Here is an 11,549-nt window from a genome sequence, read left to right as displayed (position 1 = left end):
AACTTTTCTCTTATTATAGCACCAATCTTGTGAAATCACAATTTATTCTTGTATCCTGCCGCTGATACCGTCTGGATTGGTTTTCCTTTCTTTTTTGTTCCCTTTAATTAGCCATGAACTGCTTAATGCCCTGTGATTTTACTGATGTGCGATAAAGAAGTAATAGAAGTGTAAAAAATTTTGCCGTTCCTATCCGGCACTTGCGCATTGTGTCGGACAGGTCGGGCGGTTATTCGGGCAAGTCCACCTTGCCAACAAAAGAATAATAAATCTCAATGTCCTGTCTGCGGGTCTTGTTCTCGTCATAGCTGCACTCATGCACAACGATTTTCTCTACAAACTCCCGCAGCAGAGTAGGGGTAAGTTCTTCAAAGCTGGTATGCCGCCGGACAACATTCATAAACTTTTCTGCGTTCACGGTGGCTTCCTGTGCTTTGGAAAGCTCCGCTTGAATAGCAGCGGCTCTTTCTTTCAGCTCCCGTTGCTCTGCTTCATAGTCTGCCGACAGCTCTGTGAAACGCTCGTCTGATATGCGCCCGGTCACGCTGTCCTCATACAGCCGCTTGAAGATAGCGGATAACTCGGCTATGCGTTTCTCGGAGGCTTCCAGTTCCTTTTTCTTGGCGGCGTTCCTGCGTTTGCCCCCGTCCTCGTTCTGCTCAATCAAGAGTTTCATAAACCGGGCTTCATGCTTTGCCGCATAGCTGGTCACTTTCCGCAGATTGGAGAGTACACCAGCGGTCAAGAGGTCGGTGCGGATAAAGTGCGCCGTACAGTCATGGGTGCGTTTCTTGTAGTTGCCGCAGATATAACAGTCCTGCTTGCGCTTGTCCGTCTGGTATCGCTGCTGATACATCACGCTGCCGCAGTCCGCACAGAACAGTATGCCGGAGAACAAACCCACTTCATCATAGCGGTTTGGGCGTTTGCGCTGTTTGCGAAGCTCCTGCACCCGTTCCCATGTTTGGGTGTCTATGATAGGCTCGTGGTGGTTCTCGAAAATCACTTGCTTTTCCGGGGGATTTTCTACACTGTGCTTGACTTTGTAAGAAAGTTTTTCTGTCTTGAAATTTACCAGACAGCCTGTGTATTCCCGGTTTTCAAGGATATGCACTACGGTATTGGTCGCCCACTTGCACTCATAGCCGGGGTGGTAGCGGCGGGTGCTGCCCGTCCTGCGGTATTCAAGCGTTCCCGGCGTGGGGATTTGCTGCTCTGTGAGCATACGGGCTATCTTGGTCGGACCATTCCCGGCAAGACAGAGGTTGTATATCTGCTTGACTACGGGTGCAGCTTCCTCGTCAATAATGAAATTTTCATCCTCGTCCATGAGGTAGCCATACACAGGCTTGCTTGTGATGGGCTTGCCATTCATGCCTTTTGAGCGTTTTACTGCTTTGATTTTCTTGCTCGTATCTCTCACCAGCCATTCGTTAAAGATATTCCGCAGCGGGGCAAAGTCATTGTCGCCCTGTGCGCTGTCCACTCCGTCATTGATAGCGATGAAGCGGACACCTTTCTGTGGGAAAATCATTTCCGTGTACATTCCCACTTGCAGGTAGTTTCGCCCTAACCTCGACATATCCTTTACGATAACTGTCCCGACTTTTCCGGCTTCAATGTCCGCAAGCATGGCTTGAAAACCGGGTCTTTGAAAGTTCGCACCAGAATAACCGTCGTCCGTGTACCAGCGCAGATTGGAAAAGCCGTTCTGCTTTGCATAGGTTTCAAGGATACGCTTCTGATTGGAAATGGAATTGCTTTCGCCTTGCAGCTCGTCCTCATGGGATAGTCTTGGGTAAAGGGCGGTAATTGGTTGTTGGTTGGTCTGTCTTAACATAAAATCCTCCGTTTCCGACAGCCAGCCCCACTATTCCGTACCTTGATTGTACCACATGGGGCGGCTGTCTGTATAGCGGCAAAAGCGTCAAATCTGCTTCTTTATGGTCGGTCAAATCGCCGTTTTTTGTGTAGCAGCTTCCGCTTCCAGCACTTTCATCATCTTGTCGGCTGCGGTGTCGGTTGCGCCCTGCTTGAAGAAGCCGGAAACGGTAAGGACGGAGTTGCCCATGCGGATTTCCGTCACACAGTCCGGGCGGCGGTCTGTTTTGGTGGTGCTTGTCTGTTTCGTTTCTGTCATAGGCTCTCCTTTCGCTGCTTCATCAGTTGCTTTAAGCGTTCCAGCTTTTCCTGTGCGGTTTCCTTTCGGAAGTTGCTGCCCGTGAAGCGGACGGGGGCGCACATGGAAGTCAGCCTGTCATAGATACGGGCGTGGGGCGTGTCCTGCGGGTGCTGCAATTCCTCCAGCGTGAGGTTGGTCGTGGCGATCAGCGGCTTGCCGCTTCGGTAACGGCTGTCAATCACGCTGTAAACCTGTTCCAGCCCGTATTCTGTTCCTCGCTCCATACCGAAATCATCAAGTATCAGCAGAGGGTAGCTGCAAAGGCGGGAAATATATTCGTTCCTGCCCTCAAAGCTGGCGGCAAGGTCACCCAGTATCGTTGCAAAGTTTGTCATGCAGACGGCAACCTCTTTTTCCATAAGGGCGTTGGCGATACAGGCGGCAAGGTAGCTTTTTCCCGTCCCCACGCCGCCCCAAAACAGGTAGCCGATATTTTCAGCCTGCATGGTTTCCCAGCTCTCCACATAAAAGCGGGCGGTTTCGGTCTGCGGGTTTCTGCCGTTGTCATGCTCAAATGTCCAGTTCCGCATAGCAGGGTCGGTAAAGCCCCGGCGTTTCAAGTCCTCCACTTTTTCAAGGTGCTTCTGTCGGCTTTCGGCGGCTTGCTGCTTTTCACGGGCTGCCCGCTGGCAGTCGCACTCTGCCGGGTGGCGGTCACGCCCGAAACAAGTCTTTCCCTCTGCAAAATAGGCTTCTTTGGGCGTATGGCACTTACCGCAGTATAAAAGCCCGTCCTCGCCTGTGTAGTCCTCCGCTTCGGCGGTAGTGGCTGTAATGTCCGTAATCATAGCTTCAATTCCGTTTTTCATAAGCTCTCGCCCTCCTTGCATGAATAATCGGGTATGCCCTGTTTCGGGGCAGCCTTGCCTTTGGCAGCGTCCTCCTGCGCCCACTTGTAAATGGTGGCTGCATGGCTGTGGTACTGTTTCCCGGTGGAAGCGATATGGCAGGAAAGCCGGTCAATATAATACTCCCACTTGTCGGGCAACTCTGTTTTTAGCCCGGAAAGCTCTGTATCGGTCAGTATCACATTGTTGTATCTGCCATAAGCGGCGGGGGCGGGGTGTCCCGTTTCTCCCTCTCTCTCTTTTTCTATCTCTATCTCTTTCTCTAACTCTATCTCTATCTCTGGTGGACGAATGTCGGACAAATGTCCGCCTTTTGTCCGGGGCGGTAAAAGTGCCTTGTTTTCCAGTCTTGCAGCCCGTTTCCGCTCGGCTTCGGTAGAGGACTGTCCTATCATCAGCTCAATGTCGGTCATATAGAAAGCCCCGCTGTCAAGCTGCTCCACAAGCCCCAACTGCCGGAAAATCTCTAAAGCCCTCTCAACCGTCCCTATCTGGTGGCGGGTCAGTGTCGCTATCATCTGCGCTGTGTAGGGGATATGCTCGTCAAGCTGCAATTTCCCGCCGTTTTTCAGCGATTTTAAGTACAGCTTCAAGAGGATATTGGAGTATAAAATCCCGTCTTTCATATCTTCCAGCAGCACAATGGAGTCGCTGTCAAAAAAGTTCTCTTTCAGCTTGAGGTAGTAATACTTGCGGTTATCTGCCATTGTCCCTGTCCTCCTTTTTCCGGCGTTTGGAGTAGTAGTGGGGGCAGAGTATGATAACCGCCCGGAAGCTCTGCTTGCAGCTATGGGTACAGCCCCGGCAGAGGTCATTGTATGTGATACGATCGCAGGTGGAATTCCCGACTTTCACTTGCCGCAGGAAAAAAGACCATTCCAGCCGCCGTTTCTTGCTCATTCTTGGCATGGGTGCGCTCCTTTCTGCCGTTTCCGCTGGTGTGGCGGTATCGGCGGTAATTCTGTATCATCTCGGTATCATTTTCGGGTTTTTTCTGCCCTATAAGCCCGTTAAAAAATCCTTTGGTATTTGCGGATAGGGTACGGGGCAGCCCCCTTGTTCTGTATAGGTTCGGGTACATTTTGGGGCGGTTTTTATCGTTCCTGTTCCTGCCTTTTCACAGGCTTGCGCTCCCGGTGTAAAATCTGGTCGATATTGCCCTTGACAGTCTGTAAGCGGCGGTATTCCTCCCGTTTTGCCCGGTAATCGTTGTAGCCGCTGTTTTTCTCTTGGATAAGGGTTTCAATCTCTGCTTGCAGGGCTTTATAGCTCGGCAGCTTGGAAATGCCGTTTTCCCTGAAATAGCGGGCGGCTGCGTCTGCTATGATAAAGTCGCTTTCGTACTTCTGACGGTAGGCTGCTTTTGCTTTGGCGTTTTTCTGCTGTTTCAGCCCGTCCCGGACAGGGCGGGTCTTGGAATAGGCAAGCCCCTGCCGTTGCAGCTCCTTTTTCCCGTTCAGCGTCTTTTCCATCTGCTTCAGCTCTGTAAGGCTTTCCCGCATGGCGGTATAGGCGGCAGAACAGGCTTCGTCCAGTTCCTCCGGGGAAGAAAAGCCGTACTGCTGATAGGCGGTAACGGTAGCTGCCATTTGCTTTAGGTTGTGCTTTGCCGCCCAGCGGTCATAGCCCTCGCCCTTGCCCTCGGCTCGCTTGGCTTCCCGGTCAACCATGCGCTGCAAGGTGTTGTCTGCCGGGGTGGTTTTTGTGGTTTTTTCCCCTTGTGACAGCTTTTTAACCGCGGCAGGGTATTCGAGTATGGCTTTGCTCTGTTCGGCGGCTCTGTGGGCGTTCTGCGTAAGCAGGACAAGGACAGCAGCCTTGTCAAAATCGTCCCCCAGCTTCCGGGCTGTGATAGGCTTTGTCCTGTCCGGCGTGAGGTAGGAAAGCCGCCCCCGGCTCTCCTTGACGGTCACACCCTCCCGCAGCAAAAGGGAAGAAAACTCGTCAAAGCTGCCAGCTTGGGAAAGTGCCTGCCGTATCGTCCGGCGCAGCTTCGCCTTGTCCGTTTCAAACTTGGTGGGCTTGGTCGGCTGTCCTGCGGCTTCTCTGACAGCGTTCTCTTTATCAAGGGCAAGCTGTCCTTTCTTTGCCGCCCAGTATTCCCGTTCGGTTATCCGTTCCTTGCTGCCGCTTAGGAGGTCGATTTGGTAAAGCCCCTCCCGGTGGCACATCTCCATGACTTCACTCTTGAAATATTCCATAGCGGCGTTGGTGCAGCGGTGCTTGCAGCCCTCCCGTGTGTCGGCTGGTCTGTCCATGTAGGGCAGAAGCGGGACTTCATAAATCCGCAGGGAGTTGATGACGATATGCACATGGATATTGCCGCTGTGGTTATGCCCGTCCGGGTGGGTGCAGACTAAGGCTTGGTGTCCGGGGAAATGCTCTTTACAGAACTGCTCGCCCAGCTCCTGCGCCCGGTCTACGGTCAAGCCGTTGTCTGTCCCGTCCCGTGGGTCAAAGCTGATGATATAGTGGTGGCTTTTCACATCTTCCCGTTTTTGGTTTTTCTCATAGCGGAGATTGGCTCGCATACAGGCAACAGCGAAATCCTCGCCCCCGCAGTTGAGGGAAGAAATGCGGTAATCCTCCCTCGGTATCAGCCGCCCGTTTTCATCAAGGGTGGCTTTCATGGTAAACTCGTCATGCTCAAATGTGAGATAGGCTTCCGCTGCGCCATAGTCGGCGTTTTTAGAGCTGATATGTTTGAATGTTGCCAACAGCGTCACCCACTTTCTGCAAGACTTCAAACTTTAGGGCAGCAAGGTCGGAAACCGCCGCCCGTACCTCCCCGGCAAGCTGCGGGTAGGGGCTGTGCCACTCGTTCAGCGTCCGGGCTATCTGGTTTAAGTTGCCGCCGATCCTGCCGTATTCGGCGGTCAGCTTCCCGACAGCGGCAAGCAACTCGTCATTGACGGGGGAAACGGTTATGATGGGGCGTATGGCTGCCCCGGTTATGGCTTGCCGGATAAACTCGGCTTGGCTCATGTTGTAAGCAGAAAGCCTTTCCGCAAACTCGGCGTATTCTTCCTCGGTCATGCGTGTCTTGACTACCCGGCTGCGGTGCGGCGTGTTATATCGTTTTCGCATGGTAAAACCTCCTTCGGCTGTGCGTGGTGTCCTCTCACTAATAGGAGAAAAACAGGGTGTAAAGCGGAACTGTTTTTGAAAAATCCGAAAAATTATTTTGAGGGATTTTCCAGCGGCGTAAGCCGCATAAGCAGGGTTTGGGGAAGGCACTCCCCAACAAGATTCCCGCAGGGGCAAAATGAGCAAAACGCGAATTTTGGCACCTCGGTAGAATCTTGCTCTCCGTAACTGCAAACCCCGGCGCATATGGGGGCTTCTCATTTTCCGCTAATATAACGCTCGAAAAGGGCTTTGCTGCCCGCTGTAGGCGGTCTTTTTTCCTTTCCGCTAAAGATACATTTCAAAGACCGTCATCTACCCGCTGGACGGGGATTTTCTCAAATTTCCTTTTGCTCCTGTAATCCGGGCAACAGCTTTTTGGCAACTGGCGGGGTAGAGAATTTTTCTTTTCACTCACTACTGCAACCGGCAAGGGGCAAAATGGCCGGAAATAGAATAGAAAAAAGCAGTAAATCTTTTTCAAGACTTACTGCTTTCGATGGCCGCCGGTGGGCGGCAAGTATTCAGTTTTTATGGCTCGTCCGGCGGGTAGTCAAATTGGAATTTGAGCAGACAGGCAATCAACCGTTCTTTCACATAGTCCTCAACTTCGGCATTGACTTGCCCGTTCATTTTGGAAAAGTATCGGATATATCCGGCATAGTGGGAAAGAACTGCGTCCACGGCTTCCGGGTCGCCTTCATGGGCTTTGACAATGGTTTCATAGGGAAGTAGCCTACTCATGGCGGCTCACCTCCATTTACTCCCGTAACCGCTGCAAGGCAAGTTGGATATGCCGCCCCGCTGTGCTGCGTGTTTGACCAAAGTACGCACCGATCACGCGCTGCGGCTGGTGCAGGAAATAGTAGCGGAAGATTTCTTCCTGCGCTTGTTCCGGCAAAGTCGAGAGTGCAGCGGCAAGGGTGACGTTGCAGAGCAGGACGGTCTGGCCGCAGACGATAAAGGGGTGTTCTTCGTCCGGCTCCGGCTCGGCAAACTGGACAAACTTCTCATTTGTCAGATAGTCAAGGGAAATTTCCCGTTCCCATTTCTGCCGCAGCCGTATGATTTTCCCGATGGCGGCATACCGAATAACGGCTTTACAAAAGGCGTTGTGCTTGCACCGGATATACTCTTGATAGGCTTCAATCTCGGTCATGGAAATTCCCCCTCTCTGAATAATAGTACGGGGCGGGCAGCACTCCTTGCTGTCCACCCCTTGATTGCCTGCCAGCAAAGGCGGGCGGGGCTGTCAACGGCGGCGCGTATGCGCCGTTCATCTTAACCGTTGACTGGCTCGACTGGCTTTGCTATTTCGTTATGTTCATTCAGTTGTTGACAAAAGAAATGTAGATACCGAAACTGTCTGGAACATAGCTGATGCTTATCCACTTTTCTTCATTTGACAAAAGTGTTCCGATAGAAACATAGTTTTCTCCCTCGATTTCCTCTGACACATTTTCAATTACGGAAAAGCCTTCTTGGTTCAAAATCTCCATGTACTCGTTATAGTCGTTTTCGCTAACGCCGGTAAGGTTGATACTGCAATTCCCATGTTCTGTATCAAGTGTAGCCCATGCAACCGTACCAGGCGGAACAGGAAGCCCCTCCGTGTACTCATTCGCAGGCCAAACGCCCTCTTCCAATTTTGTAACACTGTTAGATTGTGTATTGCTCTCATTGCTGGTTGGTGCAGATGAGATATTTTGATTAGAACACGCAGCCAAAAAAATCATAAGCATGATTGCGAATACAGAAATATACTTCTTCATTGGTTACCTCCTGTTTTTGTGTATGGTTCTAATAATTAACAAAACAGCAATAGCCGTTGCTACAAACCCAATAGTCAAAAGGATTTGTGAAACATCAAAGGCAAATGCGCCCTCAATCTGTATATTTGTTGTCGCGTCTGCCTGTCCGATTGCTCCTTCTGGTACTTTTCCTGATTGTGCAACAGCATATACCGAAAAGGCAGCAACCGCGATAACAAGCGCAACAAGAGTAGAAATGATACCGTTCCTTTTTTTCAATGTGGTGTTATCAATGCCAAACTGTTCTGCGGTGCTGTCTGCAAATTCTTTTGGTGTGCCCAAACGTTGGATAACCTGTTGCTCTGTTTCTCCATGCTCCATAGCAGACGCAAAAACTTCATTCAAGTCACGCACAACCTCTTTTTTCATTTTGCGTGGTAAAGATAGTTCCTTTTCAACCTGTTTGATATATTGTTCTTTCATTTGGACACCCTCGCTTGTTGATAACTTTCTATAAAGCCGTTTACGCAGTTTTCATAGCTTGACCAAAATAAGATTAGTTCATCAAGTACATTCCTGCCTTTATCAGTTAAAGAATAATACTTTTTTGAGCCGCCATTTGCCGCAGCCGGAGCCAATCGGCATTTGATTAGTTCTGCTTCCTGTAAACGATACAGAATAGGGTAAATGGTTCCCTCTTTCGCATATCCCAAAACAGACGCACTATTGTTCAATTCGGTTATAATTTCATATCCATAAGTTTCCTTGCGTCCGATTAGGCATAAGAGTATCATTTCCAGAGAGCCTTTTTTGAATTGCTGGACATATTTGTTATTCATATCGTCGCCTCTCTTTAGTTTCGCTACTCAGGCTTGCTAAGTAGCAACTATATTATATCTCTTTCGAGGTATCAGAGTCAATAGTCTTAACGAAAAAGTTACAAGATGCGTGCGTAAGGCAATATCGGAATAATGGGCTGCTGTCTATCAAATTCTTGTGTGTTACTTTATGGCACATGAGCATTTGCCGCAGGGTTGTCCGACCCGTAACCTTCCAGAAGGTTGATGACACCCCACACCGCCAGACCGGCGCCAAGAGCCATGACCAGAATTTTAAGAATGTCGATTGCCTGATTGAAAAATTCCATATACGTTCCTCCATTTTGTTTGTTTGATGGTTTTGGGTACAAAAAAAGCCGCCCACATCGGCGGCGCTTCGGGTCATCATGGCCCGAAGTTACACGAACTCGTCGCTGTCCAGATCATCGAAGTTCAACAGGTCAGCTTCTTCGTCCGTGTCGGAGCCGTCCACTTCGTACACCGTGTATTCGTCCTCCGGCTTTAGTCTCAATGGCCGGTGGCGGAACAGGCTTTCCAAGCGGAAGGCGTTTTTCTTTTTATCAAATTCGGCTGTGTACTTGTAATTCGGGTGCTTTTTCAAGTCATACTTCGGGGACAGGAAGGGCGGGAGCCCCCGAAGCTGCAAGATACATTTATCCCCGGGCATGGTGGTGATCTCGCTGGTAGTCATCAGCTCCCGGCCAAGCCGCTGCATATTCTGGCTGTAACTTTCAGACTGCCCCCGGCTCCGGCCTTCGGTCTGCATGGAGATGGTGGCCTTGCCCAGCCAGTTTTCCGAAATATCCTTTAGGGTGGAAGCCTCCCGGCCTCCGAGGAACACGATACTGTCCATGTTGCCCATGATGGTTTCAGAATGGTCCTTGTACAATGCCTTGCACTGGCTCATAGCCTGATAAAAGAGTGTCAGGCTGATCTCACGGGAACGGATGACAGCCACAATTTTCTCCAGCCCCGGCACCTGCCCGGTGTTGGCAGCCTCGTCCCACAGCACCCGCACATGGTAGGGCAGACGCCCGCCATAGGTATTGTCAGCCCGTTCACACAGAAGGTTGAACATCTGCGAAAAAGCGAGGGCAACCAAAAAGTTGTAGGTGGTGTCCGTGTCGCTGATAAGGAAGAACAGCGCTGATTTTTCATCCCCCAGCTTATCAAGCTCCAGTTCGTCATAGGACATGATCTCCCGAAGCTGGGGAATGTCAAAGGGGGCAAGTCTGGCTCCGCAGCTAATCAGTATGCTTTTAGCTGTCTTGCCGCTGGCCAGCTTGTATTTCTTATACTGTCTCACAGCGAAGTGCTGGGGACTGCGGCGTTCCAGCCCATCGAACATATAGTCAACCGCATTTTTGAAGGTTTCGTCATCTTCCCGGACTTCCATGCTGTTTATCATTTCCACCAGCGTATTCATGTTGCGTTCTTCCTCCGGCCCCTCAAAGACGATATAGGCCACAAGGGCGCAGTACAAAAGGGTTTCGGCTTTTGTCCAGAACTCGTCGCCCTCCTTGCCATCGCCTTTGGTATTGGCAATCAGGGCGGTAACGAATTTCAAAACATCGCTTTCCGTCTTGATATAGGCCAGCGGATTGTAGTGCATGGATTTGGAGAAGTCGATACTGTTGAACACCCGCACCCTGTATTTTTCCCTTTGCAGGAACCGCCCGCACTGGTCGAGGGTGCCGCCCTTCGGGTCTACCACCACATACGAGGAATGGGCTTGAAGGAGCTGCGGGGTCAGCCAGAACCTTGTCTTTCCCGAGCCGGACGAGCCGATGACACAGGCGTTTAGGTTCCGGGCATTGGCAGGTACCTTCGGACGGGTGTTCATGGTAAGGAACTCCGTCCCGGTTAAAATGACATTGTTCTGAAATTTAGGGTCTACAAACGGCTTTATATCCTCCTTTGTTCCAAAGCGGGCGGTGCCGTACTCCGCATCCCGCCGGAATTTTTTTGCCTTCCTGATCTTTGACTGTATCAGCAGATACATCCCAGCCGCACCGGCAAGGCCCACCAGCAGGTCAATACCGCCCAGCCCCGGCCAGTAGGTTTCAAAGGCTTTCGGGAAGGTGTCGAGCATCCCCATGAGCTTTGTCCCGAAGTCTGTGCCGGGTGCAGTCCGGTAGGCCGTCCCGATTTTGGAAAAAAACCAGAACACAAAGAGGTACGGCAGGTTGGGGAGCACATATTTTCTGATCTTGTCACTCAACGTCCGTCCTTCACCGCCTCTCTGGTCCGCTGCTTCTCCTTTGCCTGCGTCCTGATCTGCTCCGTGAATTTCCGAAGCTGGCCGAGGATAGAAGGCTTGTCCTGCTCTTTGTCCAGCACCTTTGCACTGTACTTCTGGAAGGCCGCCGTGATAGCGTCCGCCTGATTGGCTTTGAAAAACAGCAGGTAATGGCCGGGGCTCACTTTATGGAAAGCGTAGTCCACATGGAACTCCTTCGCGATCCGGTCAAAATCCTTCGGGGCTCCCACATAGGGCATGGCGCTTTTGCCGCCATAGTGGTTCATCAGCTTTTTCACACTCTGGCGTCCCTGTGGGGTCAGCGCCTTCCGGTGGTGCTTTTGCAGCGTCCGCACCACCTTCCCAAGAGCGGCAGCCAGCACTTTTCCCGTGAGCTTCGTTGTCCTGATCGAAAGGGCAACCGTTTTTTGGTTTACTTCTTCCTGCATAAAACCTCCTTTCCGTCGGGGTTCCCGCTATCCGGGAGGCCCCCGTACAATCTCGGCGAACAGAAAGGGGCTGTCGCACTAAGGTGCGGCAGCTTCGTGTTTTTATCCAACACAA

At 51.3% G+C, this 11,549-nt stretch carries 14 protein-coding genes and 1 pseudogene; all 15 read right to left on the bottom strand.

The window, feature by feature from the left end:
* Window positions 1–229: 229 nt before the first annotated feature.
* Window positions 230–1,840: a recombinase family protein gene (locus DW720_RS15160; protein WP_002569232.1), complete on the bottom strand. Its 1,611-nt coding sequence runs from the start codon at window positions 1,838–1,840 to the stop codon at window positions 230–232.
* Between the two features lie 111 nt (window positions 1,841–1,951).
* Window positions 1,952–2,140: a transposon-encoded TnpW family protein gene (locus DW720_RS15155; protein ID WP_002569233.1), complete on the bottom strand. Its 189-nt coding sequence runs from the start codon at window positions 2,138–2,140 to the stop codon at window positions 1,952–1,954.
* The gene (locus DW720_RS15150; protein WP_002569234.1) at window positions 2,137–2,991 is read right to left on the bottom strand and encodes an ATP-binding protein; all 855 of its coding nucleotides are present in this window, start codon (window positions 2,989–2,991) and stop codon (window positions 2,137–2,139) included. Before DW720_RS15150 ends, DW720_RS15155 begins: the two co-directional genes overlap by 4 nt.
* A complete protein-coding gene (locus DW720_RS15145; RefSeq protein ID WP_002569235.1) occupies window positions 2,988–3,737 on the bottom strand; it encodes a phage replisome organizer N-terminal domain-containing protein in 750 nt (249 codons plus the stop codon). Before DW720_RS15145 ends, DW720_RS15150 begins: the two co-directional genes overlap by 4 nt.
* Window positions 3,727–3,939 (bottom strand): hypothetical protein, encoded by a 213-nt coding sequence (locus DW720_RS15140; protein ID WP_002569236.1) that lies wholly within the window; start codon window positions 3,937–3,939, stop codon window positions 3,727–3,729. The genes DW720_RS15145 and DW720_RS15140 overlap by 11 nt, the downstream gene beginning before the upstream one ends.
* Before the next feature lie 185 nt (window positions 3,940–4,124).
* Entirely contained in the window at window positions 4,125–5,747 is a 1,623-nt protein-coding gene (locus DW720_RS15130) for a relaxase/mobilization nuclease domain-containing protein (RefSeq protein WP_118749807.1), read from the bottom strand.
* Window positions 5,719–6,117 (bottom strand): plasmid mobilization relaxosome protein MobC, encoded by a 399-nt coding sequence (locus DW720_RS15125; RefSeq protein ID WP_002569238.1) that lies wholly within the window; start codon window positions 6,115–6,117, stop codon window positions 5,719–5,721. Before DW720_RS15125 ends, DW720_RS15130 begins: the two co-directional genes overlap by 29 nt.
* A 570-nt stretch (window positions 6,118–6,687) precedes the next feature.
* On the bottom strand, window positions 6,688–6,900 hold the full coding sequence (locus DW720_RS15120) for a helix-turn-helix domain-containing protein (protein WP_117946832.1): 213 nt from the start codon (window positions 6,898–6,900) through the stop codon (window positions 6,688–6,690).
* A 16-nt stretch (window positions 6,901–6,916) separates the two neighbouring features.
* On the bottom strand, window positions 6,917–7,315 hold the full coding sequence (locus tag DW720_RS15115) for a sigma-70 family RNA polymerase sigma factor (protein WP_118749806.1): 399 nt from the start codon (window positions 7,313–7,315) through the stop codon (window positions 6,917–6,919).
* Window positions 7,316–7,484: 169 nt separating this feature from the next.
* Window positions 7,485–7,928, bottom strand: a complete 444-nt coding sequence (locus tag DW720_RS15110; protein WP_117946834.1) for a DUF6591 domain-containing protein — start codon at window positions 7,926–7,928, stop codon at window positions 7,485–7,487.
* 3 nt (window positions 7,929–7,931) lie between these two features.
* Complete coding sequence (locus DW720_RS15105) at window positions 7,932–8,390, bottom strand: DUF1700 domain-containing protein (protein WP_117946835.1); 459 nt, start codon at window positions 8,388–8,390, stop codon at window positions 7,932–7,934.
* A complete protein-coding gene (locus DW720_RS15100) occupies window positions 8,387–8,746 on the bottom strand; it encodes a PadR family transcriptional regulator (protein ID WP_015534245.1) in 360 nt (119 codons plus the stop codon). The genes DW720_RS15105 and DW720_RS15100 overlap by 4 nt, the downstream gene beginning before the upstream one ends.
* 179 nt (window positions 8,747–8,925) lie before the next feature.
* Window positions 8,926–9,054, bottom strand: a pseudogene (locus DW720_RS15095) (Maff2 family protein); the annotation flags it as partial.
* Between the two features lie 89 nt (window positions 9,055–9,143).
* A complete protein-coding gene (locus DW720_RS15090; protein ID WP_107001181.1) occupies window positions 9,144–10,967 on the bottom strand; it encodes a VirD4-like conjugal transfer protein, CD1115 family in 1,824 nt (607 codons plus the stop codon).
* Entirely contained in the window at window positions 10,964–11,434 is a 471-nt protein-coding gene (locus DW720_RS15085) for a PcfB family protein (RefSeq protein ID WP_107001182.1), read from the bottom strand. The genes DW720_RS15090 and DW720_RS15085 overlap by 4 nt, the downstream gene beginning before the upstream one ends.
* Between the last annotated feature and the right edge of the window lie 115 nt (window positions 11,435–11,549).

Source organism: Clostridium sp. AM27-28 (assembly GCF_003480955.1).
GTDB lineage: Bacteria > Bacillota > Clostridia > Lachnospirales > Lachnospiraceae > Otoolea > Otoolea fessa.
The sequence above is the reverse complement of the archived record's forward strand: the minus strand, read 5'-3'. Positions and strand labels throughout refer to the sequence as shown.